24 protein-coding genes are annotated in these 24,856 nt (G+C 55.9%); 18 read left to right on the top strand and 6 right to left on the bottom strand.

From position 1 onward, the window contains the following. Positions 1-597: 597 nt before the first annotated feature. The gene (locus tag P4G45_RS09410) at positions 598-1,797 is read right to left on the bottom strand and encodes a site-specific integrase (protein ID WP_348266222.1); all 1,200 of its coding nucleotides are present in this window, start codon (positions 1,795-1,797) and stop codon (positions 598-600) included. Between the two features lie 77 nt (positions 1,798-1,874). Continuing rightward, positions 1,875-2,123, bottom strand: coding sequence for a helix-turn-helix domain-containing protein (locus P4G45_RS09405; RefSeq protein WP_348266221.1), 249 nt, complete (start codon positions 2,121-2,123; stop codon positions 1,875-1,877). Between the two features lie 271 nt (positions 2,124-2,394). Between P4G45_RS09405 and P4G45_RS09400 the strand changes: the two genes are divergently transcribed. The 18 genes from P4G45_RS09400 (at position 2,395) to mobF (ending at position 20,584) form a co-directional block, all read left to right on the top strand. Continuing rightward, complete coding sequence (locus P4G45_RS09400) at positions 2,395-3,348, top strand: LysR family transcriptional regulator (protein ID WP_348266220.1); 954 nt, start codon at positions 2,395-2,397, stop codon at positions 3,346-3,348. Positions 3,349-3,464: 116 nt separating this feature from the next. Then, positions 3,465-3,803, top strand: coding sequence for a TrbC/VirB2 family protein (locus P4G45_RS09395; protein WP_348266219.1), 339 nt, complete (start codon positions 3,465-3,467; stop codon positions 3,801-3,803). Positions 3,804-3,811: 8 nt separating this feature from the next. Next, positions 3,812-4,081: a VirB3 family type IV secretion system protein gene (locus tag P4G45_RS09390; protein WP_348266218.1), complete on the top strand. Its 270-nt coding sequence runs from the start codon at positions 3,812-3,814 to the stop codon at positions 4,079-4,081. Further along, a complete protein-coding gene (locus tag P4G45_RS09385; protein ID WP_348266217.1) occupies positions 4,062-6,431 on the top strand; it encodes a type VI secretion protein in 2,370 nt (789 codons plus the stop codon). Before P4G45_RS09390 ends, P4G45_RS09385 begins: the two co-directional genes overlap by 20 nt. 33 nt (positions 6,432-6,464) lie before the next feature. After that, complete coding sequence (locus P4G45_RS09380) at positions 6,465-7,316, top strand: TrbG/VirB9 family P-type conjugative transfer protein (RefSeq protein WP_348266216.1); 852 nt, start codon at positions 6,465-6,467, stop codon at positions 7,314-7,316. A gap of 2 nt (positions 7,317-7,318) precedes the next feature. Next, the gene (locus P4G45_RS09375) at positions 7,319-8,656 is read left to right on the top strand and encodes a TrbI/VirB10 family protein (protein ID WP_348266215.1); all 1,338 of its coding nucleotides are present in this window, start codon (positions 7,319-7,321) and stop codon (positions 8,654-8,656) included. A gap of 22 nt (positions 8,657-8,678) precedes the next feature. Then, positions 8,679-8,891: a hypothetical protein gene (locus tag P4G45_RS09370; protein WP_348266214.1), complete on the top strand. Its 213-nt coding sequence runs from the start codon at positions 8,679-8,681 to the stop codon at positions 8,889-8,891. Positions 8,892-8,914: 23 nt separating this feature from the next. Then, positions 8,915-9,703, top strand: coding sequence for a hypothetical protein (locus P4G45_RS09365; RefSeq protein ID WP_348266213.1), 789 nt, complete (start codon positions 8,915-8,917; stop codon positions 9,701-9,703). Positions 9,704-9,715: 12 nt separating this feature from the next. Next, positions 9,716-9,985, top strand: coding sequence for a hypothetical protein (locus P4G45_RS09360; protein WP_348266212.1), 270 nt, complete (start codon positions 9,716-9,718; stop codon positions 9,983-9,985). Positions 9,986-10,030: 45 nt separating this feature from the next. Further along, positions 10,031-10,954, top strand: coding sequence for a type IV secretion system protein (locus P4G45_RS09355; protein ID WP_348266211.1), 924 nt, complete (start codon positions 10,031-10,033; stop codon positions 10,952-10,954). A gap of 162 nt (positions 10,955-11,116) precedes the next feature. Continuing rightward, the gene (locus P4G45_RS09350; protein ID WP_348266210.1) at positions 11,117-11,923 is read left to right on the top strand and encodes a type IV secretion system protein; all 807 of its coding nucleotides are present in this window, start codon (positions 11,117-11,119) and stop codon (positions 11,921-11,923) included. Then, positions 11,920-12,888: an ATPase, T2SS/T4P/T4SS family gene (locus P4G45_RS09345; protein WP_348266209.1), complete on the top strand. Its 969-nt coding sequence runs from the start codon at positions 11,920-11,922 to the stop codon at positions 12,886-12,888. Before P4G45_RS09350 ends, P4G45_RS09345 begins: the two co-directional genes overlap by 4 nt. Positions 12,889-13,365: 477 nt before the next feature. Next, entirely contained in the window at positions 13,366-13,773 is a 408-nt protein-coding gene (locus P4G45_RS09340; protein ID WP_348266208.1) for a single-stranded DNA-binding protein, read from the top strand. A gap of 69 nt (positions 13,774-13,842) precedes the next feature. Next, entirely contained in the window at positions 13,843-14,832 is a 990-nt protein-coding gene (locus P4G45_RS09335; protein WP_348266207.1) for a DNA-primase RepB domain-containing protein, read from the top strand. Further along, a complete protein-coding gene (locus tag P4G45_RS09330) occupies positions 14,819-15,133 on the top strand; it encodes a hypothetical protein (protein ID WP_348266206.1) in 315 nt (104 codons plus the stop codon). Before P4G45_RS09335 ends, P4G45_RS09330 begins: the two co-directional genes overlap by 14 nt. 202 nt (positions 15,134-15,335) lie before the next feature. Next, complete coding sequence (locus tag P4G45_RS09325) at positions 15,336-15,713, top strand: hypothetical protein (protein ID WP_348266205.1); 378 nt, start codon at positions 15,336-15,338, stop codon at positions 15,711-15,713. A gap of 2 nt (positions 15,714-15,715) precedes the next feature. Then, entirely contained in the window at positions 15,716-17,809 is a 2,094-nt protein-coding gene (locus tag P4G45_RS09320; RefSeq protein WP_348266204.1) for a type IV secretion system DNA-binding domain-containing protein, read from the top strand. Positions 17,810-17,812: 3 nt separating this feature from the next. Next, complete coding sequence (gene mobF / locus P4G45_RS09315; RefSeq protein WP_348266203.1) at positions 17,813-20,584, top strand: MobF family relaxase; 2,772 nt, start codon at positions 17,813-17,815, stop codon at positions 20,582-20,584. A gap of 410 nt (positions 20,585-20,994) precedes the next feature. Here the strand turns inward: mobF and P4G45_RS09310 are convergent, their stop codons facing one another. The 4 genes from P4G45_RS09310 to P4G45_RS09295 form a co-directional block, all read right to left on the bottom strand. Beyond that, positions 20,995-21,993 carry a ParB N-terminal domain-containing protein gene (locus P4G45_RS09310; RefSeq protein ID WP_348266202.1) on the bottom strand — a complete coding sequence of 333 codons (999 nt, stop codon included), beginning with the start codon at positions 21,991-21,993 and terminating at the stop codon, positions 20,995-20,997. Beyond that, positions 21,977-23,470, bottom strand: a complete 1,494-nt coding sequence (locus tag P4G45_RS09305; protein ID WP_348266201.1) for a DEAD/DEAH box helicase — start codon at positions 23,468-23,470, stop codon at positions 21,977-21,979. The genes P4G45_RS09310 and P4G45_RS09305 overlap by 17 nt, the downstream gene beginning before the upstream one ends. Next, the gene (locus P4G45_RS09300; RefSeq protein ID WP_348266200.1) at positions 23,467-23,820 is read right to left on the bottom strand and encodes a hypothetical protein; all 354 of its coding nucleotides are present in this window, start codon (positions 23,818-23,820) and stop codon (positions 23,467-23,469) included. Before P4G45_RS09300 ends, P4G45_RS09305 begins: the two co-directional genes overlap by 4 nt. 64 nt (positions 23,821-23,884) lie before the next feature. Continuing rightward, entirely contained in the window at positions 23,885-24,841 is a 957-nt protein-coding gene (locus P4G45_RS09295; protein WP_348266199.1) for a hypothetical protein, read from the bottom strand. Positions 24,842-24,856 lie beyond the last annotated feature (15 nt).

Genomic DNA, 24,856 nt, shown 5'->3' with positions numbered 1-24,856 from the left:
ACGGGACACGTCCTCCTCTGGAGCACAAGTCCCTTTCCCTTCTGAAAAGCCCCTGACTCAGGGGCTTTTCTACGTTTTGATGTTTAGTTCTATCGAACCTGGTGATCGGCCTTTTGGGTGGGCGCGACCTCTGCCGTTCAAGGCAGACGCAGGTTGGAACGAAATTGTGCGCCTTCGCTTTTTGCGTTCAGCACCCTCTCCAGCACCCTCGACGGGAAAATGTGGAAAGCTGCGATTTGCACGTTTTGAGGCAAAACCTCTGCTGCTACAAGGCAGGGGTCAAAAGCGATTTTCAGACGAAATGCCGTGGCACGGCAGAGGTCTGAGCGCGATTTTGACGCTGAATCCTGAAATTGCGAGGGTGTCGGTGAGGGTGCTGAAATTTGAAACTGATGTATTTCCCAGTGTTTTTGAGTGCCTTTGGGTGCTTTGATTAGCCATCAACGCCCATGAAATCATTTAGATACAACCAGTTAGCGTAACTGTCACGGCAGAGGTCGCGGGTTCGAGCCCCGTCGTCCCCGCCATACAAAGCAAAGCACTTAGCTTCGTATGGGACCTAATGTGACAAGCGAATCAGGGTCCGATTAGGGTCCATTACGCCCGCCGGGGTACCAGAAGCGAGTCAGTTTCAACCTCTCTCTGACCCACGTTGGGCACCATCATCCTTACAACCTTGCTCTGTGCCGCTCGTTTATGCGAGTTCACGGCCTGCGTATATACGTCGAGCGTGATCCTGCTGTTCGCGTGCCTCAAGAGCTCCTGTACCGTCTTCACATCTTCCCCGTTTGCCTTCAGCAGTGTGCCGAAGGAGTGACGGAAGGTGTGCCAGCCGATGTTCTTGGTGATGCCGGCTTGACGTGCCACCGGCCTGATGTACCGCTTCATAAGATTGTCCGGCCAGTAAGGTTGTTTCCCCTTCATGCGCGGACTTGCAAAGACCCAATCACCATCCATCGGGTACGGGCTGTTGCGCCGCCAGCGACGAAGATCTTCAGCCATGTACTCGTCCATCGGGACGGGCTTGGCTGAGGCTTCGGTCTTGCAGACGCCGACGACCTGATGCCAGATCGATTCGGTGACCCGAATCTCCAAGTTCTTGAAGTCAACATCGTCCCAACGGAGTGCCAGGAGTTCGCTGACCCTCAACCCGGTCGCGGCATCGAGAAGCGCCAACGTGCGCTCTCGGACCGCCAGCTTGCTGAGGAGAAGTTGGAGTTCATGCAATTCCAGAACGTCAGGAATTTTCTCTCGCTTCGCGCTTTGGCGCACGAGTTTGATCGGATTTCGTTCGATCCACTCGTAGCGCATCGCGTGATGGAAGAGAGCACTCATAAGGTTCCGAATCTTTGCCTTCGTTCCCCTCGAACGCTTGATGCCACCCAGCCACTCTTCTACTGCGACTGGCTTGATCTGATCCAGACGATGTGTTCCCCAACGAGGCAGAACCCAACCCCTCAGATAGCATTCGTAAGCAGCGCGCGTTGAGAACGCTTTGCGTCCCTGATCTTCACCGGCGAGTTCCTTTAGCCGGTAATGAGCGATCAGTTCTGCGATCGTGCTTGGCCCGCCTTCAGTCTGCGGGGTTTCCTGGTTTGCGTCGATGCGCAATGCTTGAGCGGCTCTGAGTGCTGCTGCTTCGGTTGGCAAGGCCGCGATGGTGCCGACGATTGCTTTCCGACGCTTCGTTCCGCCATCAGATGTTGACTGCCACCAGCGGAAGACCCAAACATCTGGTCCACTCCGCCGTTTTTCGCACTGCACGCTTCCTTGCTGATACCGTGTCCGCCTTGGCATGATTCTCCTGTAGGCGTAGCGGATGGCTTGAAATAAGCCTATCGCACGCCGGGCAGAGGTTTTGTTGAAAAATCTTCTTATCCGGCGAGGCGCTCGGATATCCATCGGTCGATGTCGCTTGCGCGGAATCGCCACATGGACCCGAGCTGCAGTCCCCTCACGATTCCTTGCCTGGCGTACCGCTGTAGCGTCTTGGGGTGAATGCGCATGATCGCCGCTGCTTCGTCCGAGTCCAGCAATGGTTCCGGATGAACATCGGCTGAGGCAGGAGGCTTTTTCGGAATAGCTTCAGACTCTTGTTGATGACGGGACGACAAAGGCAGCATTGTGCCTCCTTGATTGATCTCTGCTTCGTCTCGAAGGAGACGATTACTCAGCGTGCCCCGCGGCTCCAAAACAGTCCAATACTTCCTATCTATGCCACCCATGGCAAAACTTATAAGAGTGCCGATATCCGAAGCCGAGGGAGCACCTTTAAGTAACCGGGCACCTTGAGGTGCCCCGTTGACAGTGTTGATACCCACAGCCAAGTATTAAGTATGTCTTTTCCACAGATCGGTGTGGAGTGCAAGGCCCACACCAGCGGAGTACAGGGCCATGTCAGAACCGGTAGAGTTTCGCCATCTCGAATATTTGGTCGCCATCAACGAAGGTAAAAACTTCACGAGGGCGGCTGAGAAGATGTACCGCTCGCAGCCAGCCATCAGTCAGCAGATACGTGGGCTTGAGAGCGACATCGGATTCCCCATCTTTCTGAGGCAAGGCCGAGATGGCGTCACGCCGACTCCTGCCGGCGAACTTGTTTTGAGTTGGGCTCGAACAGTCCTGGAAGAACGGCGCGAAGTCTTCGCGATCGCCCGAGCGATCCATAAGGGCGAAGTCCCGACGCTGAGGCTCGGCTTTTCGTCCTTTGTGAACCCAACACTCCTGACGACATTCCGACAGTGCTATTCCGATCTCTTTCCCAAGTGTGAAGTCGTATTCTCAGGCGGTGATTCAGCTCTCATTGTGCAGCGGCTTGAATCGAATGCGCTCGATTGCGGAATCCTGCCTTGCCCCATTGACAGCAAGACGCTGGACGTGATCACGGTCGCACATTCTCAACTTGTCGTGTGCATGAGAACCGATGACCCACTGGCTTTACACATGCAGCTCGATATCCACGAAGTTGCACCACGGATCAGAGTCTTTCGTGATCCGGAACTTCACCCATCTGCCCATGCGCATCTGGTCAATCTGTTCGCCGAGGTTGGCATCCCAATCAGCCTTGCAAACTCTGTGACGAATCCTGCGGACATCCAATGGATGGTCAAAGAGAAGTATGGGCTCGCCCTTGTTGATCAAGCGTTGCCTCTCGAATCTGGGTTGACGACTCGGCCGATTGCGGGGGTGAACTGGTCGGCCCAGACAGCCTTTGTTGCCAGCAAGAATAGCCAACACATTGCGCTCCCATTTGTTCAAAGATTTCTGCGACAGGAAGGTCTTACTGTTCAGCGGAAACGACCCCGTGGAGTACGCCCCTTACCGAAGCAGTTGGAACTTCTCGGATAGCCCTCTTCTATAAGCGAAACTTTGCTTGATCTAAAAAAGAAGACTTGGACTCAGCGGCACCAAGTGACCTAGTTTCCTGACATGGCAATCACTACACGCCATCAGGAGAAACCAGGATGTCACTTCGTCACAATCTCAAACTACTGAGCCGGAAGCTTACCCAAGCATTTCGTGTAATGATGCCGTCGCTCTTCGTGCTCGCTTTCGCGAGTGTTGCTCATGCCCAAGGAACGATGGATTTCTCCGGCGCTCAAACGCTTATGGGGACGTTCAAAACCTTCGCCGTCTATGCCGGCGCGGTCATCTGTTTTGGCGGTTTGATCTTTGCCGGCATTCGGATGATGAGCGGTCGCTTTCAGGACGCCATTCCAGGTCTATTCGGTGCGCTGTTTGGCGCTGGCGTTCTCGGATGGGGCGCGGGCTGGATTGGGTCTCTCACTGGGCAGTCGATGTAGGAGCTGCCATGCACACGACCAAACGGGGAGAACCGTCAGCGATTAATCAGGCATTGAACAGGCCGAGAGCCAAGCTAGGGCTTGACCTCTCGGCATGGATGGCCATCGTGTTTGTCTGCGTGACGGTTTTCCTCGTCGGTTTCCGAATGCTGGCAATCCTTAGCTTTCCAACACTGGCGGGCGGCGCATGGTTGATCGTCCGTAAACACCCAAAGATGTTTCAACTGTGGGGCCTCAGCCTCGGCCAGAAGAGCTACTATGACCCGCGCAAATACTGAACAGATCAAACATACCCCGTGGTTCGCGAAGGCTGGAGCGGCGTGCAGCATCGTCCCGATCTCTCGGTTCGTCGGCCCGAACATCTTCGCGCTGAAGGGCGGAGGCTACGGGTGCCTCTTCTCTCTCACCGGCTTGGATGAAGAGGCACTCACCGATCTAGAACTTGAGGCGCGTGTCCGGCAGGTCGAGGGAGCGTTGCGCGGACTGCCTGAGGGATCGTGCCTCTATCAGTACACGCGAGTGATGTCCGGGTTCGATCTACCCCGTCAGAAGCAATACGGCAACGAGGTGACGGAGACGTTCGCGAGCGACCGTCTCGCCCATCTCGACAAGACGGCCTCGTTTCGCCGTATCGACCTTCACTGGTGCGTGACGCTAGAGCCCTCCCAGGCGAAGGCCTTCCAGCGCAAGCCAGACGAGAATACCGCCGACACATCAAGGATGCTCTCCGATCTTGAGAAGACGGCAACCTTGCTAGAAGGTCACCTCGGCAATTCCCTCGGTCTCACATTGCTGGGCAAGGCCGAGGCCTTCCAGTTCTTCAGCTACTTGTTCAATCTGGAGGAATGGTCAGGCCGCGATCAGCTTCGCGCAGATACAGGTGTTGACCGCCAGATCGTCAAAAGCCCGGTTGCCTGGCATAGCGATCATGTGCAGATCGGCAAGCGGCACGTTCAGATGTTCTCGTTGAAGATGACCCCGGAGGCGTCGCGGCCGTGCCTGTTTTCCGAGCTGCTCACATTGGATTGCGACAGTGTCGTTTGCTCGACATGGCGGGTGAAATCAACATCAGCGGCTCGCAGCGAGATCGATGCCCAGGAGAAGTTCATCTCGTTCTTCAAAGTCGGGGTGTTGAGCCGCGTGATGAGCGGTCGTGATACCGCCTCGCTCGAAACAGGAGCTGGAGCGAAGGCTGCGAACAACAGCGTAGATGACTTGAGCGACGTAATCCGGTCGCTCGATAAGAAAGCTCAGGGTGAGTTCTCACTTCGCTTGCTCTTGGCTGCCCAAAGCCCGGAGCAGCTACGCGACACCGTGCCCAATGTGCATCGGATCTTCGTCGATGCCAGGGCTCAAGTGATGGAGGAGACGCTGGGCAATCTTTCCGCGTTCTATGCCATGTTCCCCGGCAATCACAAGTTCAATGTCTTCCCGTTGTGGCTGGCCGAGGACCATCACGCTCGTCTCTCCTCTGTGTTTGCGCCTCATATCGGACATCCTCATTCTGAAGATCTCGATTCGGAGTATCTGAACATCTTCGAGACACGTACACGGACGCCGTTCTTCCAGGACGTATATGTGGACGGCGTCCGGGTCATGCTCATCATCGGGCCTACTGGAACCGGAAAGTCGGTCCACGGCAACCAAATCATCTCGCTTGAGCAAAAATATGGCGGATTCACTTACATCTTCGACATCGGTGGCAGCTATGAGAGTGTCGTTGAGCTGTATGGCGGCAAAGTAGACCGCGTCGGTAAGGACGGCCCACGAGTCAATCCCTTCGCACTGGAGCCGACCGAGAGCAATATCAAGTTCCTCTACTCGTTCGTGAAGCTACTGCTTACAAACGGCGGCGCGGAGTTGGAGCCGGAAGATGACGACGTGATCCACAAGGCCGTGCAGGATATGTATCTGCTCGACGCGGCGAATCGCAGGCTGTCCAATCTGTTCCTTCCGAAAAAGCTCGACAGGTATTTGGCGAAGTGGGTTGGCAAGGGCATCTATAACGCCGTCTTCGACAACATCGAAGACAGCCTATCGCTTTCGCGGCTCCAATGCTTCGACTTCCAGGGTGTTAACAACGAGCAGTATGCCGACCTGATCGAGCCGCTTATGGTGTGGCTGCTGAGGCGGATTAACGATGTGCTCTACAGCCCCGCCAATCTTGGAGTACCAAAGCACATCCTCATCGAAGAGATCTTCTCTTCGATGAAGAACAAGCAGCTCTTGGATGGCGCTCTCGCTTCCATCAAGACTGTCCGCAAGAACCTTGGCGGCGTCACCATGATCGGCCAGTCCGCCGACGACCTCGGCGCTAACGCAGACAGCATTGTGAACTCCTGCACATCCTTCCTATTCCTGAAGGATGCGACCTTCAACCGGAAGCGGTACGCCGAACTCTTCAAGATGAACGAGCAGCAGCTCGCTCTCTTCGAGAGTTTGCAGGACCGCGAAGGACTTTACATGCGGCGCGATGGGTTGACGAAGGTCGTCACCCTAAATCTCGATAGCCGCAGCTATGCAACATTTTCTACGAAGCCGAAGGACCGTGTACGCCGGACGAAGCTAATCGAAAAGTACGGACTCTCTGAGGGCATCTCCCGCTTTGCCCAGGGCGAGGCTGTGTAACCCGCATCACCACTTCACAACCAAAGGGCCCCTATGAAACCGCCGATGATCCTAACCGTCACGTCTCTTCTCTCCCTTGCCTGTGGCGTTGCTCAGGCATCGCCTGCGACTCCGCCGCATCGCCTTGAGCCGAACGCTCCACGTTCCGTCACCGTATCCGAGGCGCAGACGCCGCCCATCATACGGACCGGGCTGCTGCAGTCCACCCTTATTCTTCTACCCGCCGAGGAGAAAATTGCGACCGTCTTCGGTGGAGACACGGTGGACTGGGTCTTCGATGGCGGCCATGTAGCCAGCCGCTTCATCAGCGTCAAGCCAAAGCTCGCGAACACGACCACTGACATTCACATCGTGTCCGACCACGGCAACGAATACACATTACAGCTTCAGGAGATCTCGGAGGACGCGGACACGCACTTCGATTCCAAGGTGTTCATCGTGCCTGGCGACAAGTCAGCCAAGGACAGGCTTACCGACATGCCTGTCTTTGTACCCGCTGCCGAGTTGGATAAAGCCAAGCAGGAAGCCGCCGCAGCCAAGGCCGCGCAAGCTGCCGAGTTGAAGTCGGAAGAGGCCAAAGCGGAGACCTATCGCAGTCAGTATCCGGGTAGTCTGCACTTCGATTTCAGCTGGGACGAGAAGAAGGGTAAGCAGCTTGGCCTTCAGCAGATATGGCACGACGATAAGTTCACCTACCTGCGCGGCCAGTTTCAGGAGACGCCTGCGCTGTATGAACTGAAAGACGGTAAGGGATCGCTCATTAACTTCGACTACAACGCCGGCCTGTACACCGTACCGAAGCAATTGGAGACGGGCTATCTGGCGATCGGCAAGAAGCGTGTGGACTTCCACCGCAGTTCCAACGGAACAGGGGAGAAAAACTAGCCATGACCGACCAGAATCCCAACCCGCCCGCTACTGTTCCTGCGCAGCGTGAAGCTGTGGGGCCAGTGAAGAAGAGTACGCCCGTCATCATTGCGCTTGTCGTGATCGTCGGTCTCATTGGACTTGCGAACATATCGAGCCTTGTGAGCGGCAAGAAGAGAACCGCACCGCAGAGCGCTCTGCCGATGCGTCCCGCGACCGCGAATCCTCAGCAGGTCTCCAGCTTCGAGACGCAGCAGGCGACGGAGGCGAAGCGAGATTCCGAGGATCAGCAGCGGCGACAGGAGCTTGCCGCCGAGATGCAGCAACTCCAAGCCGCGCAAAATGTGCCAGGGCCGGAATCAGCGGGAGCACCACCTATGACCGCCGCCCAGCGTTCCGCCATGTATGGCGAAAGCCCGAACGCACCGGCCAAGACATCCAATGTCTCGCAAGTACAAGCCGAGGCGAAACAGAAGGCACTGGAGAAAGAGAAGCTGCATCAAGAAGCGCTGAACAGCGATACCGTCGCCATCGACTTCGCTCATCCGACGACCGCTGCCCCCGCAGCAGGTTCGCCCGCAGCTCAATCCACCGCCATATTAGGCGAACGTGCGGAGATGACGGCGAAGGCAGCTTCGGAAACTATGGCAGGGTCAACTCCCGAGGTGGGAGAAACCAGGAGGGGCGGAGGCGCTCAGGCGGTCTCGGATCAGCAGCCGAAGTTCGCCGGTAAGAGCAATCCGATGGCACCCTATGACTTCGATTCCTATCAGGGTCAGCTTTACCGGGTATTTGAAGGAACCGTTCTGGAAGGTGTCGTTACGAACCATATCGACGGTGGCCTGAACGGGCCCATCCTCATCATGCTCACTACCGACTACTACTCGCACGACCACCAGCAGCTTCTCATGCCACAAGGTACACGCCTGATTGGAACGGTGCAGAGTGTTGGCAATGCCCAGCAGCGGAAGATGTTTGTTACCTTTCACCGTGCGATCTGCCCGGATGGGTTCTCTTTGGAACTCGATAAGTACGTCGGACTCGATCCACTGGGCACGACCGGCCTGGCTACCAAGGTTGACCACGGCTACTTGCAGGCGTTCGCGGCAGCAGCGGCGGTAGGCGGTCTGGGCGGCCTCGCCCAGATCGGCAACAGCGGGAGTGTCCTCTCGCCCTCGACCCAGATCCGTGACGGCATATCGGAGCAGTCCGCAGCCGAGGGAGAACAGGTACTCAACCACTTTCTCAATCGACTTCCCATCATCACGCTCAAGGAAGGTTCGCGCGCCCGCGTCTACATCGGCACGGACATCCTGATCCCGTCCTACGCGGAACACCGCGTCGATTCAACCTTGTAGCCCATGCGTACTGGAGGCATAGATGAAGGTCCGTATTCCCAAAATCGCTCTGTCACTGGCCTTAGCTGTGCCTGCCAGCCACACCGTAGTTCATATTGTGCGGACGGTCAACGCAAGCGATGTCATCGACCGCGTTGTGTTCTATGCCGACGTACCCGACCGCTTCAGCGAGGTCGTGACCAACTTCAAAATGCTTCCGGAGCGGATGAACCCGACCTGCTCTGAGTGCAACTAACCCTCAACCCTTCAGGAGCCTCTATGAAGTTCAACCTAAACAAACGACGGAAGTACCTGCTTGCGGGCGGGCTGCTTCTGGCAACAGCGACGCCGAGCTTCGCGCTCTTCGGAATCGGAGACATCGTCTTTGATCCCACGAGCTACGCGAGTCTCGTATCCCAGCTAACCACCCTTGAGTCGCAGTACAACATGCTCAAGAACAACGTCACCCACTTTTCGTTCAAGCAGCAATGGCAGACGACGCTCAGTGCGCTCAAGAACGCGAACGTGGCGAATATGTTCGGTGAGACGGCAGGCGTGAACATCGCGCTGAACAGCAATTCACCGAGTGCATCGCTCACAGCTTGGAAGACGGCAACCGTGCCGGTCAGCACCGGGACGACCACCTACCTGCAAGGGCAGACGGTCGGGAACAGCGCCCAGCTCTCCCAACTCGCCATGATCGAGATGTCCGATTCGGTCTCGCCGGACTGCCTTACGGCAGTTGGCCAATACCGGGCCGGGCGCAGCCAGAACGGAGCCGCAAGCAGTTCTCTCGCGCAGCAGCAGTTCGACACCACGTCGGCGACGAACAGTGAGGTTCAGCAACTGAACCTTCTGAACGCTGCTCAAGCCCAACAGTTGACCGAGATGCAGTCCCAGGCCGCGATGCACGTCTGCCTCGCTTCCCAGATGACTGTCGCCAACATGCAGCAACGGAACGCCGCAGCACAGGACTTGAATACGGCGGCGGCCGTTCAACAGCAACGAACCGTGAACGACACCAGCGCGGCCAATGAAGGCAGCACCTGGACGACTTACCTTCCTTGATTCGGAGAAGAAATGCTGACAGCAATCAATACGAAGATTCTCCTTGCAATCCTTGCGGCACTGACCGTCATAGGCGGTGCCGCCATTTATCAACGCGACCAGGCAGCGAAGACGGCCGCAGCCGCGGTGAAAGCAGCCCAACTTCTTCAGATACAGAAGGACGACAACGACTACCTGAAGCAGGAAAACGAGGCCCTTCGTAAGCAGGTCGAGGCGGACAAGAAACAGCACAGCTCAGCCGCCGCGCACGAAGGCAAGACCTGGAAAACCTACATCCCCTAATCCCGGACTGAAGCCCAGTCCGATAACCCTGAGAGAGCATCCGCCATGTCTTCCATTGTTGTATTAGCCCAGGCCCTTCCCAGCGCGAGTTCCGGCGTCGACTGGCTGTATCAGTTCACCAACAATCTGACCAACCTGACGACACAGAATGGCGGGGCTCTCACTCAGCTCGGGATGACCGAATTAGCCTGCATTTCATTCTTCATGCTCGTCAGCATGGTTGTGAACTGGCAGACCTCTACGATGACGTTCCGTCTGCATCATCACCCGATTCAAGCGGGCGACCTGACGAAGTTTCTGCTCCAGCTAATCATCTGCTGTCTCTTGGAGACCTATTGGGTCAATCCGTTCCCCGGCGCGAGCTTCGGCATCAACCACTTCTTTTCCTACATCGCCCAGGCGATGGTTGCGGCCTTTGATCAGAGTTCTCTGGATTCACTCTTGAACTTGTTGAAGACGGCTGGCGATCAGACGCAGATGCCGTCGTTCACTGCACCGGTTCAGATCCTCTGCTACTTCCTTGTGCAGATTCTTTTGGGATTGGCTTCTGCGATCCTGTTCCTCATCAATTGCAGCGCCTTCATCCTCTACGGTGTCACAGCGCTTTTCGGACCGATCTTCGTCCCTTTGCTAATGACGAAAAGCTTCCGATCTAAGTTCTTTCACTTTCTTGATGTGCTGATTGGATTCGCGATGATTCGGGCCGTTGCCGCCGCCTTCATTTTCGTGTGGTCGGGGTTCATGAACGCCTTCATCCAGCAGACGTTCAACGGCAATTATTCGATGGAGATGTGGCTCGCAAATCTTATCCCTTGCGTCATGGTTTTCATCGCTTTCATCATCAACATGCTCTTCATTCCGAGTATGACGCAGGCCATCTTTGGCGGGGCGGCTGGACTCACGTCTTCCGCAGTGAACACGGTAGGAGCCGTTGTCGGAGGAGCCGCCATCAAAGGAGCAGGAGGCTAGACATGTGGTCCTTATTTGCAGCTTTTCTTGTAGGTCGAGCAACGGGCGGTTGGCGCTATATGCGAGCCGCACTCCTGATCATCTTGATGGCTTGCGTAGTCGTTGGCTTCATCTACGCAATCGCCATGTTCAATGCAGTCCGTTCAACGCCGGAGGGCCACCATGTACAGCACCACTCTTCCCAATGAGAGCCGACTTACACCTCAGCATTCTTTGTTGACCGACGAGATTGGAAACGAGGTCTATGCCTCCCACTATGCCGAGCGGAAACTAAGCCGGTTCGTCATTGGGACCGAGACAGTTATCCTACTTGGGGCGTTCGGTCTGATCTTCTCTCTGGCCCATCGTCCCATTGCGAATCGTTACATCCGCATTGACGAGATGGGCCGCGCTCAGGCCATCGCGTACACCGACCTTAACTACAGCCCGCGCGAAGGCGAAGTGAGGACGTATCTGACCGATTGGGCCAACTATCGGTATACCGTCAGCCGCGACACCATCGCCAAGAAGTATCCGCTCAACTACTACTTTCTGTCCCAGAACTTGGCTTCGCAGTTGATGGGCCAGGACAATCAGAATCACCTCGTCTCGCAGGTGGTCGGAGGCCAGATTGAGCAGAGCGATGTGGAAGTCAAGAACGTCACCATCACGACCATGTCGGAGGAGACTGTTCAGAATGCGACGATCGCCCGAGGGACTGCGTTGGTCACCATCGACAAGCTCTACTCACAGCGGAACTCTCGGGAGCCGAGGACGGAACACTGGTTGCTGAGTGTCACCTACTATTTGAACCCCAAGCAGGTAAGTGACCAGGCTAGAGTCTTCCCGCAGTTCGAGACGATCAATCCGCTGGGATTGACCATCACGGAATTCCACGAAAATCGCATGTCCGTCGATCCCATCGCGGTCGGAGCGAACGCCGTCGCTCCTGTGGCGGCGACATCCAAAGCTACGGAGGGAGCGCGATGAGCTACCACCTCATTCTTCCGTTCTTTCCCGAGGAATTGCGAGCGCTGTTGCTCGACCCATCCATCTCGGACTTGATGATTAATGGGACGACCGGCGTGTATGCGGATCGAGCCGGGGTCGTGCAGCACATTCCGCTGTCCGAGCCATACACCAACGACCGGCTACAGGCGGCTATTGAGCGTGTGGCACGAATTTTGGGCCAGGACTTGACGACCCAGAATCCGATCTTGAATACCCGTCTGCCGGACGGCTCCCGTGTCGCCGTTGTGGGTGCGCCATCGTCCATCAATGGACCGACGCTAACCATTCGCAAGTTCAACCGCTGGTACACGTCCGATGAGCTGATCGAAGCAGGCACTATGCCCCAGCAAGTCCGGGACACGGTGGTAGAGCTGATCGGCAAGAAGAAGAATGGCATCATCAGCGGCGGAACAGGGTCAGGGAAGACGACCCTGATGAAGGCATTCCTTGACCACATCCCGGAGACCGAACGGCTGCTCATTATCGAGCAACCGGCGGAGTTGAAGGTCGCCCACAAGAACGCAGTTCGTTGGGAGGCAGTGGAGGAGATTCCGGGGCAAGTTGCCATCACGCCAAGCGAGCTATTGGCAGCGGCTCTCCGGCATCGTCCCGACCGCATCATCATGGGCGAGATTCGCAACGAATGCGGCTATGACTTGCTCCAGGCAATGAACACGGGTCACGGCGGAACGCTGTCTACGATCCACGCGAAGTCCGCGTGGGATGCTTTGAACCGTCTCTCAAATCTAGCTCTCAGTGCGAGGCCGAATCTCAATCACGCATTCATGCGGTCTGAGACGGCAGAAGCCATCGACTTCGTGCTCTATTGCGAGCGCGACCATACAGGCCGGCGTCGTGTGCGCGAATTGATTATAGTGCGCGGCTACAGCCATGCAGACCAGAGCTTCCAGACCGAGGAGGTCTACCGCGCCTCCGCAGCCTAACTAACAGTCCAAACGCTAGAAGACCCAACCCGTAACCGAGGTCCTTACCGATGCACCATCATGCTTCCATTTCGGCGGCACAGCCCCATCTGTCTCTAAGCTCCTTCAGCGGGCCGCTTCAGAGTTGCGAAGAACGTAACGGCAGTGACGAGAGGCCGTCCGTTCGATGCGCTCTAGCCAGCGAAGTTCGCTGCGGTTTAGGCGAGCTTCCGCAGCCGAGAAGCGAGAAAGTGACTTCGGTCCAGAGGGATTCATCCGTCTCGTATCCCGCCTATGCACGGTCACTGCTTCGGGGCTTAACCGGCGCCCTGCGGCTCGGCGCTCTTCTGCTTCGACTGCGTCGCCCTTTGGGTTACGGTTTCCAGCTTCGCCGGACCCTCCGCAAATGCAGAGCTTGGCACTTGGGAGCCGGGCCCACTTCGCTATTTAGTGACCCGAGCAAGATCGGGAAATTCAACTCAAACGGAGATCACCATCATGTACCAGAACAAAGTCACCCTCATCGGCTTCACCGGCAACGACGCAGAAGTTCGCACCAACGACAACCGCAGCTTCACAACCCTCTCGCTGGCAACCAAGAGCTCCTACAAGAAGGACGGCAAGTACATCTCGCATACCGAATGGCACCGTTGCGTTGTCTTCGGCAAGCTCAGTGAGTTCGCCGGCACTCTGAAGAAGGGCGCTCATCTGCAGGTGGAAGGCGAGCTACGCAGCCGGGAGTACGAGCCCAAGAAGGTCGGCAAGAAGCCAGCCCAGAAGAAGACCATCTGGGAGATCCGGGTGAACTCGATTCTCAAGCTGGACCGGGCGGAGAAGGCCAGCCCAGAAGCGCAGGATGACGAGCAGGAAGTCGTAGACCTTACACCGGAGGAAGCGGCCGCATAAGCCGCTTTCCTTCCATCAACTCGGGAGCCCGGTAAATGCCGGGCTTCCAAACTCTGTGAGATACCCGCAATGAACACGCAGACGGCACAAGAATTCCTAACCCGATGCTTCCACCCAGGAGAGACAGTTGCCCTCTTGCTTCGCAAGGAGAGTCCGGCGTCTACGACGCAGCGCATCGTGACGCTGGAGCAGGCCACCGCGTCCCGCTATATCGCGTGGCTGCGCTATGAGAACCACAACGGCGCGAACGTCTATGTCGCTGCCAATCCGCTTCGCTCTGGCAGCCGCAAGCGGACGAAGGACTGCATCGCGGAAGTTCGCCACCTATACCTCGACATCGACGAAGACGGCGACAACAGAATCGCTACGCTCATGGAGTCGGAGGCCGTGCCTGTTCCGACCGTGATTCTCTCGACATCGCCGGACAAGTATCAGGTGCTATGGAGGGTCGAAGGCTTCGACTTCGACCATCAGGAGAACACGCTGAAGTTGCTCGCCATCGCCTTCGGCGGCGACTCCGCTTGTACCGACCGCAACCGCGTTCTCCGAGTCCCGGGATTCCGCAATTGCAAATACGATCCCGCTCACCCGGTCACGGTCGAGTACCCCAGCGACTCTACCTATCGTCCTGAAGACTTCCGCTTGGATGATGCATTGCTGAATGCCGTGATACCGCCTTACGGCTTCGCACGGATGTATCCCGCGAACAAGAATACCCACTCCGAGCAAGATTGGGCGTGGATTGTCCAGCAGCTTTCGCTCGGTGAAGATGCCGGGAAGCTAACACTGATGCTCGCTTCCCGGCGCTCGGATAAGCCCAATCCTCTCTACTACGCCCAGCGCACAATCGACATGGCTTCCGCTCGGCTCTCGCTGCTCGAAGGTGTGGCGATTGAAGACGTAATCGCCATGCTGGAACGCCGTCGTTCCGCCGAGTTTCCAGCTTCGCTTTGCTCCTCCCGTGCGCGGGAGATTGCGACCACAGCAAAGCGGATGCTTTCGCGCACAAAGTTTGCCTCAATTCATCACCCAAAGGAGAACCACCATGCCATTGCTTGAAGTCGTCCAAACCCGTCAGATCAGCGCATCCATCCGGCTCACTGACTCAACCGCCACCCAGGTCGATCAGTACGCCGCCTTCATCCGCGCTTGCGCCGATGATGTAGTCGAACAAGCCCTCGCCTATGTCTTCAGCAAAGACCGCGACTTCCAGGACTTCCTCAAGACCCCGGAAGCCCGGAAGGTTACATCGACGTTGCGGATACGGAAGGTCCCGGCCGCCGAGGCATCTGAGCCGACTGCTCAGAAGCCTCTTCCGACATCTGTTGCCGCTCCCGTAGCCCAGGCGAAAAGCGCTTGATCCTCCATTTCATTCCGGGGCAAAGGCACTGCGGTGCTGCGCACCGGAAGAATGTTGACACTCCACCCCTTCGAGGGTCGTGCAAAGCAGCGAAATGGTTCCAACGGGGAACATGCTGAGCAAGAACAACTTAATGAGGGCCCCGGTTCCAGATGCAACCATGCCGGTTGCATCTGGAACCCACTCTTCACAGGTGAATTCCATGAAGTTGACTCCTGATGATCCGACCACGATCGCCTCCCGAAACGGACGTGACTCCCGAAGCGAAAGCTTCGCTACCCGCTTTACAAGAAGTGAACTGACAGTCCTCTCACGAGCCGCTGCAAAGGATGGAATGAAGGTTCGCGAATGGGCTCGGGAAGCTCTCTTGCGGGAAGCCCGCCGCGCAGATGACCCGATGTTCACCGAACTCATCGCCACGCGGATGATCCTGCTCAACCTCTTGAAGCCTCTGGCGATGGGCCAAGTGGTCACGCCCGAGGACTTCATGCGTATCAGCGCGACCGTGCGTTCCGACAAGCGCAAGGTCGCCCAAGAAATTCAGCAGCAGTACACCACCGCTTCATCGAAGGAGTTCTAATCATGGGCACCCAATGGGGACGAAAAGAAACAATCATCTGGCCTCCGCATGTGCCGATCCTGAGCTATACGGCTATTGCAACTGCAATCCTCTTCACCTGCGTTTTTGTCTGGCAGAGGCTCGCCTTTTCACTGGAGCCGCTCCAGAAGAGCTACATCGCCGAGTACATCCGCTCTGGCGTAGGCAGCACTTTCAAAGCTCACGAATCCTATCGGCTTCTGTATCTCGGAGGCGGCCAGGCAAAGCCGCGCCTTGCCTTTCCAGTCGATTTCGTCGAAGGGCAGACCATTCTTCCAGGAGGGAAGATCGTCTCCGCCGCGCTCTCGGACCTGGCGGTCGCGCAGGGATATCGCTCGTTCTATCGCGGACCGGAACAGAAGTTCGCGGACCTCTCGCTGAACCGTTGGCTCCGCCTCACGGTTTACGAAGACAAAGGCGTCTTCGAGCTCTTCGTCGTCAGCTTCATCGAGGGTGGGCTTTGCCTCGCTCTGATGCTCTCGCTCGCCGTTCCGTATGATATCCGCCGCTTCAAGCAAATGAAGTATGGACGCATTCTGCGCGGCCCTCAGCTCCTTTCGCCGCAGGAGTTCAACCGGCAGCAGAAGGGTGACGGAATCGGTTTCAAGACGACTGAGTTGGGCAAGATGATGCGAATACCAGCTCGGAAGGAAGCCCAGCACTTCCAGATCATGGGCGACACCGGGGTCGGGAAAACCCAACTCATCATGCAAATCCTGCGCCAGATTCGCGAGCGCGGCGACTCCGCCATCGTCTACGATCCGGCCTGCGAATACATCCAGCGATTCTTCGACAAGGATCGCGGCGACATCGTTCTAAACCCATTGGACGAACGATGCCCGTACTGGGGCCCGGCGCAGGAGATGGCCTCTAACGCCGAGGCGGATGCTATCGCCGCATCTCTCTATCAACCCGCCACCGATGCCAAGGACGAGTTCTTTCACCAGACCCCGGCACAGATCTTCGCCCACCTATTAAGGAAGGGACCCACGCCGCATCAACTCGCAGAGTGGATGGCAAACAGCGAAACGTTGGAGCAGTTGGTCGCCGGCACGGAAATGTCCTTTTACATCGACCGTAAGGCCGGTCCGCAGCGTGCCGGCGTACTCGCGTCGCTTGGTTTAGTCGCGAAATGCTTTCGTCTCCTGCCCGACAAAACCCAGACCGATCAGACGTGGAACGCCCGGACATGGGCCAGGGAGAGGAAAGGTTGGATCTTCATTACTTCACGTCCGCCAGAGCGCGAAACGCTCCGTCCTCTCCATTCACTGTGGATCGATTTGCTCGTCATGCGTCTGCTCACTGCCCCGCAGCCCGGACAAAAGCCGGTGTGGTTTGTGATTGACGAGTTGGCTAGTTTGCAGAAGCTCCCGCAGCTCCACACCGCCATAACCGAAAACCGAAAAAGCAAAAATCCGATCGTGCTCGGCTTCCAGGGGAAGTCCCAGCTTGAAGTGACATACGGACATCTAGCGGAGGTCATGTTGTCCCAGCCCGCTACCAAAATCTTCATGAAAACAGCCGAGCCCAAGGCGGCGGAATGGATCTCCGAAGCTATCGGTAAAGTCGAGATTGAGAGGCTGAAGGAAACCAAATTTGACGGCTCACGTTCTGGCAAAAACTTTACCGTTGACCGGCAGATTGAGCCTCTGGTAATGGGTTCAGAGATCGGCGGGCTGGACGACCGGCATGCCTACCTCAAGCTCGGAAACGATGTGGCCCGGTTTGACTTCGATTATCTGGACTTGCCCACTCCGACACCTGGCTTTTTACAGAGGCGTTCTGCGGACGGCGAGATGAGCTTCGACCCTGACACTTTGAAACCGCGTAGAACTGAGATAGCTCGACCTCCAGCACAGTCGGAAGTGGCGTCGGGTGACGGCGCTCCGCTGGCCCACAAAATCGAAAAACAAACAGCGTCTGGATCGCAGATCGAACAAGCCGCTGGCGTCGCTTCGGAAGTGACGCTCGCCCCCGACGGCCCCGAGATTGTCAGGCTGCCTCATGGTCCACATCATCACGCTTTAGAAACGCCGCTGGATGAGCTTGAGCACGGGGTTCATCCGGGGATCTTCTAAACCATGCTAACCATATCCAAACCCCTCAGTTCCCGCCAGGCGCAGAGTTATCACAAGCTGGAATTCACCTCGGCGACGCAGAACTACTACAAGCAGGGCGATGCTGTCCGAGGCGAATGGCAAGGCCAGCTCGCCGCTCGCCTTGGCTTATCCGGGGAGGTATCGCCATTAGAATTCTCGCGGCTCGCGGACGGCAAGAACCCCTCTACCGACGAGCAGCTGGTGAGGCACCGAACAGCGATGAAATACAAGAACGCCGACGGCGGCACCACCAACTCAGTCGAGCATCGTGCCGGATGGGATGCCACTTTTTCGGCTCCCAAGTCCGTTTCTCTTACCGCCCTTGTGGGCGGCGACGACCGTGTGCGGGAGGCGCACCGCGCGGCTGTCACGACTGCTTTGGAGGAGTTGGAGCGTTATACCCAAGCCCGGATCGGCGGCAATAATCCGGCGGAGGCTACAGGTAAGTTCATCTCGGCAAAGTTTGAGCACGACACCGCGCGTCCGGTAGACGGATATGCCGCACCGCAGCTCCACACTCATGCTGTGATCTTCAACGTCACCGAACGCGCGGACGGCAGCACGCGCGCCATCCAGCCGCAGGGATTGTTCGACAGCCAAAACTTTGCGACAGCCGTTTATCAGTCTGAGCTGACTCTCCGGCTGTCGCAGCTTGGATACGAAATCGAGCCTGGGAGAAGCGGAGCTCCTGAGATCAAAGGATACACGCAGGACTATCTCGATGCCTCCAGTCCGCGCTCACGCCAGATCAGAGAACAGCTTGAAAAACTTGGATACAGCGGGCCAGAGGCAGCCCAGATCGCAGCGCACTCAACCCGAGACAGGAAGCAGCCGTTCACGGCCGAAGAAGTCCTCAGCGCCCATAAAGAGATGGCGGCCAGCTTTGGGAATCAGGCTCAGCAGGTTGTCGCTACCGCCCGAGCCCGGGCTCAGCAACAGGAACGAGAGCCTCAACAGATCAGTCGCGCCAAAGAGGCGGTCACCTTCGCCCGCGACAGCATCTTTGAGAGGGAGGCTGTGGCAGACGAGCGCGCCATCCTCCGAGACGCGCTCAGGCGCGGCATGGGCGAGACCTCATACCGCGACATCCGAGCTGAGTTCGACGAACGGCGCGGAGCGGGACAGTTTCGCTCTGTCCAAGGAATGAAACACGACTCCGGTCGCAGCTTCACAACTCCTGAAACTATTGCCGCCGAACGTGCCAATGTCCGATTTGTTCTGGAGGGGCGGAACACTATCGAGCCGATTATGACCGCCGCAAACGCGCGGGAACAAGCGAATACGCGATCCCTCTTGAACGACTCTCAGCGTGGAGTGATCGAGCAGGTCTTAAATTCGTCGGACCGGGTTCATGGTCTTCAAGGACTTGCGGGAACGGGGAAAACCACGACCCTTCAGACGATTCGCGAAGGTGCCGAGGCAAGCGGCTACGTGGTCGAAGGGTTCGCTCCCACTTCCAAGGCGGCAGGTCAGCTCCGTGAGTCTGGAATTGACGCCACCACACTTCAAAGTTTTCTCGCACGAGGTCGAAATTTCTTGGGTGCGGAGCCTAGTGCTCGTCATCTCTACATGCTGGACGAGTCTAGCCTCGCCAGCACAAATCAGATGCGGTCCTTTCTCAGCAGACTTACACCGAATGACCGTGTGCTCGTCATCGGGGACACTCGGCAACATCAGGGGGTCGATGCAGGCCGACCCTTTCAGCAGATGCAGGAGGCCGGAATGCAGACATCGCAGCTCGACAGGATCATGCGCCAGAAGGACCCGGAATTGCTCAAGGCAGTTGGGCATCTTGCAAAGAACGAGACTGTGCAGGGTATCGCCATGCTGGCGGAACAGGGACGCATTACCGAGATCCAGAACGGACGTGATCGTATCACCGCCATCGCTCAGGATTATGCCGCACAACGGGAAAACACGATCATTGTGTCGCCGGATAATCGCAGTCGTCAGCAGATCAATGACGCCGTTAGAGTCGAACTGAGGAAAGCGGGCCTAATTGCGGACGACGGCCAGATATTCCGAACGCTGACTCACCGCTCGGACATGACAGGAGCGGATCGCTCCTGGGCGGCTCGATACAGTAAGGACGACGTTCTCCAATACGTCACCGGCAGCAAAGCGGAAGGCATTGAGCGAGGCAGTTTCGCGACTGTCCGCAAGGTTGACCCGCAGGCTAATCTGCTGACGGTCGAAGTTAACGATGGTTCGACCGTGACGTATGACCCTCGACGCTTGAGGGGAGTCAATGTTTTCCGCGAAGCCGAACGTGAATTCGCCACAGGAGACCGACTTCAATTCACTGTCCCGAACAAGGACCTGGGCGTCGCAAATCGTGATCTCGGAACGGTCGTGGGCATCGAAGACGGCAGCATGACAGTGCGGCTAGACGGAAAGTTCAATCGGAACGTGACCTTCAACACGGCGGTTTTTCGTCAGTTTGATCATGGTTACGCGCTAACCTCACACAGTTCGCAGGGACTCACAGCGGGCCGCGTGCTCGTACAAATCGACACCAATTTATCACCCGGGCTTATCAACAATCGACTCGCGTACGTATCCGTTTCGCGAGCATCTGAAGACGCTCGTATCTACACCAACGACGCTCACTCCCTTGGGCACAGGTTGGATCTCGATAGCATAAAAACGAGTGCCATCGACCGCGAGGACTTACAGCGGATCACCCCGCAACGTGATCGTACGGACCGCTCGTCAGATGTTTCGCGATCTCATGATTTTGGACTTGGACTGTAACAGCGGATACATTCTGAAAATGCGTCGGTGAGTGGTTTTGAACTTTGAACTGCTGCCTTGTCTTGGACGGCCCGCACCCTAAACCGGCTTTGTCTATCAGCGCGCCCATAAAGACGAGGGCATCCTGGCATGCTTCGAAAGATACCTGTACTTGAGAAACGTCTCAGCAAGACGACTTCGCTGTCCGAAATGAAGGTGAACTTTATCGGCCCGATGTACTGAACAAAACGGCAATCTCCCGATGTTGGGCAAGCTACACCTTGAGAGAGACAAACGTCGGGGGTATGCACAGCCTCAACACAATCGTCAGGCACGGACGCAGCCCGGTCCAACGACGAGCGTAGAAAACAGGAAACTTTTGACACGAACTCACAAGCTGCGAGCAACGATGACAATCCGTTAGAGAGGGTTCAGGACTGCAACTTTTTAAGAAGGTGATGAATCTTGAGCTCAATCTTTTTAAGCTCGTCAATCACTGTTGATCTAGCGCTTCCTTCCATTTCTAGAAGGCTTTCCTCGACTTCTTTTCGAATAACAAACTGCCGGAAACGCTTCGTGGTGTTGAGGTGAGCGTTATCGCCGCCCTGAGTAACCGCAGATTCGTATGCCTTCTCGAAAGTTTGTGCTTTCGAAACGAACTTGGTCAACGCTCGCGGCGTAGTTGCAATCACAGGGAGATAAGCCCTCAAATCCATAGCCTTCTTAATCTCCTTAGATCGGATCTTCTCGACCACAAGATCGTCCATCTGCGGGTACTTCTCACGCGCTTTGCCTATTTTTGTGGACTTCAGATACTCGTCGAAGTAGCTCCAACGGTTTACGCCTTCGTCGTACTTAACCATGAAGTCGTACACGTCGATTAAATGTTTGACTTTTTGTGAGCTAATGCCGATCTCGGTCGCAAGCTTCTTGAGATCTTGGTTGTGCTTGTTATACCGTCTCGATAGAAAACCAGCTTGCTCGTATGGTGCCCAATCCTTCTTGCCCTTAATGTGAAACATACCGAGAAGAGCAAACACAAGAGATTCATCGATGTCGGCTGGGAGAATCGTGCACTTCACCATCCCCCACTTGACAGGTGCATTCTTCGCCAGAAAACGATAGGCAGCAAGCCTGCTGTTGCCCTCTAAGACCTCAAACGTCTTGTCCTTCACGATCAGAGGTTCAAGGAGGCCATCGTTCTGACGAATCTCCACTATTAGGGTGCGAACGTGCTCCATGTCTTGCAGGCGCGCCTGTATATCTTCCTGGGCAGGTGCCTTCCCGGCTCCATGGAGGACGGAGTAAACGCGAGGGTTCTCCGCGAAAAAGAGGAGTTTAGATTGCTCCAGCAGCCTCGTTGTGACTGGGACATCTTTCCCGCTAATGCGCAGCGAACCTGTCGTCTCTGACTCAGCCTTTTGCTTCATGTTCGTCCCTCCGGATACCTAATATGTCTTTGATCATGTCTCCAAAGGAGTAGTCTGCGCTCTTGTGATAGTGGGCTCGGTTGATATCACCTTGCGCAAGCTGTGCTGCTAGATGCTTTGCGGACAAAAGCTTTTCGACCCATTCATCGATAGTCGATTCGGCTATTAAATTAATGACAGAACAGTCTTTTTTCTGGGAGATCCGGTGAATGCGGTCCTGCGCCTGAAGATAATCGTCCAAGCTAAAAGAGCGATCGTAGAAGATGGCGTTATTAGCTGATGTCAGCGTCAAACCTTCTTTTGCAGAAGAAGGAGTGGCTACTAAAACCTTGCAATCTGGATCTGTTTTGAATAGGCGTACAGAGCGCTCACGTTGCTCATGGGCCAGCCTCCCGTGGATGCGAACGGCGTTGTAGCTCTTAAATTCCTTAGCTAACCAATCAACATTCTGGGTGAATGTAGTCCAGATGATGACTTTTTCATCGCGAGAGACAATATCGCTTACGAGATCACTCAGGACGGGAAACTTACCTGGAACCCCATGGTACGAATCATCGATCAAGCGTGGATTAGACGCGACTTGAATAAGCCTGAGCAATCGCTTTAGAGTATCCTCTGCCTCGTCAAGTACCGGCTGTCCCAACTTGACGAGTATCGAAGCAAACTCCTTCTTGTAGCGGTCGTACAGGTCTTCCTGTCGGCTCTCCAGCCCGACTTTAACAATGGAAATGTGCTTTTGCGGCAGCTGAATATCTGCGCCTTGCTTTGTTTCACGTATGGAGAAGGGTCGTATCTTCTCAAAGACACTGGTTAATGCCCCTTCAAAAAGGTCTGTTTTGATTGAGTCGTCGTACATGTCGTTGGTAAGGTCGAGAGTCTTCCGGAACTCGTCGAAATCGGTGCCCAAAGCGGCTCCCTGGTCGAGAAAGAAGATTTGAGCCCAGAGGTCATATGGTCTATTTGCGACCGGCGTTCCGGTCATAATAACTCGACGTGCGAAGCCGAGAGAAAGCTTGAATAAGGCCTGTGCGATTGTTGATTCGGGGTTTTTGATCTTGTGAGCTTCATCCAAGACAATCGCTACCTTGCGGGTCTTTAGAAACAGGTCCAATCGGGCCTGTTCGGATTTCATTACCTCATAATGGGCCAAGTAGATGCGGGCAGGGCTATTGAAGGCAAGGAAGTTGGCACGTCGGTCCTGCGAGATGACGCGCGGCTCCACATAAGTATGTGACCTCAGCTCCTCGATCCAATTCTGAATGAGCCCGCGTTTTGTAACAATGAGGACGGAGTCGATCACCCCAGTAGAGATCCAGTAAAGCGCTAGATCTATCCCTATCTTGGTCTTTCCAAGTCCTTGCTCATGGAAAATGGCTGCATATGGAAGATCTTTGGTCGCGGCCAAGGCTTGAGCTTGATAGGGAAAACCCTGGTGCTTCGCTGACAGGTCTGGTTCTCTCGGTGCCCTGATCGTCACGAAATCTCCTGAACGTCGTCAATCACGATAAGGTAGGTCTGCGTGGAACCGCTCTCTTTGCTGAGGTTGATTAGCATCTGCTTTGCTCGAACCCTTGAGGACCACGGAACTGCTAAGACAAGTGTTGATCCTGGGTAGAGAGCCAAATGTTTGAGAAAGGCCAATAGCTGCTGCCTTGAATGGCTGGTCTCTAAATCCGCAGCTGTTTTTGCCTCCCCAACGATGACCGCCGTTGTCGGCGCGTTAGCAGCATATAAATCAGGCCGGAAGGCGCCGAGCCTTGGGGGTTTGTCGCAGCCAATTAGACCGGGCAGATCGTGCAAAACGGAGAGGTGCTGGCTGTCCTCCATTGAACCCCGGACGTATTGGAGCAACTTTGTTAGAAGCGCAATGTGCTTAGCTGACTCACCCACCTCAGCTTGCGCCTTCGGTACCGAGCATTTGCTCCAGCGCGTCCGCCGCTTCGTTCAAGACCTGCATCGTCTCGCCGTTAGGGTCTTTGCAGAGCTTGTCCTTTTCGTGCCAAGAGACGTTGTAGATTTTTTGAGTGAGCGCATGTGCAAGCTGAGCGAGGCTGGCGTCTTCTAGTGCCTTTGTCACGGTAGGTTGTTCTAGAAATTCAGCGGCCCGTCGAGCATCATGCTTTATGAACTCTTCCTTTGCTTTCTTGTGCTTCAAAATCCTCGGTAATAGCCGAACGGTGTTCAACGGGTATATCTTTTCGTCGCGCACCCAAGCTGCGAAGTCGCTCAACTGGAATCCGGCTTCTGCTATCGCTTGCTTTATGTTCGACTTCTGCAACTCTACAAAGCCGCTAAAGCGGCTCGTATCAAAACTACCTTCCTGAACGATAGGACGGTAGTAGCTCTCCATGTCGGCAAAGGCGTTGATTGCCTCGACGACCTCTTTCTCTTTCCCGCCGCAGAACTCGACAAGAAGGGCTAACGGCATGTTCTTCTCATTGCGAAGATGATGCAGATATTTTGCTTTCGAGTAAGGGTCCCACGGCCTAGTTCCGACGAGATGAACCTGAAGGCGTATGGAATCAACCTGGAGGTCGCCCATCTCCTCGTACACCATCCCCATGATCTCCGTCCATGGGCCGGGTATCTTTTCGGCGAGGAATTTCTTATACAGTGCAACGCGGGTGTTTCCTTCGATGCAAACGAATTGGCCGGCCCGCCTAGTAAGGATGACAGGTTGAATAATTCCTTGGTTTGTCTGGATTGAGTTTTTGAGCTTCTCGAAAGTCGCGCTGTGATCACCTTCATCATCCCCAGCGGCTCCCAGTGCCAAGTAAAACTGCTCGGCAGTCGGATTCTCTCCGTACATCTCAAGAAATTTGCGGATACGCGGGTTGTCACGGTCCAACGCGATCTCATTGAT

The sequence above is a fragment of the Edaphobacter paludis genome (assembly GCF_039993895.1).
Classification (GTDB): domain Bacteria; phylum Acidobacteriota; class Terriglobia; order Terriglobales; family Acidobacteriaceae; genus Edaphobacter; species Edaphobacter paludis.
Note: the sequence above shows the minus strand (reverse complement) of the source record. Positions and strands in the feature narration are given on the sequence as shown.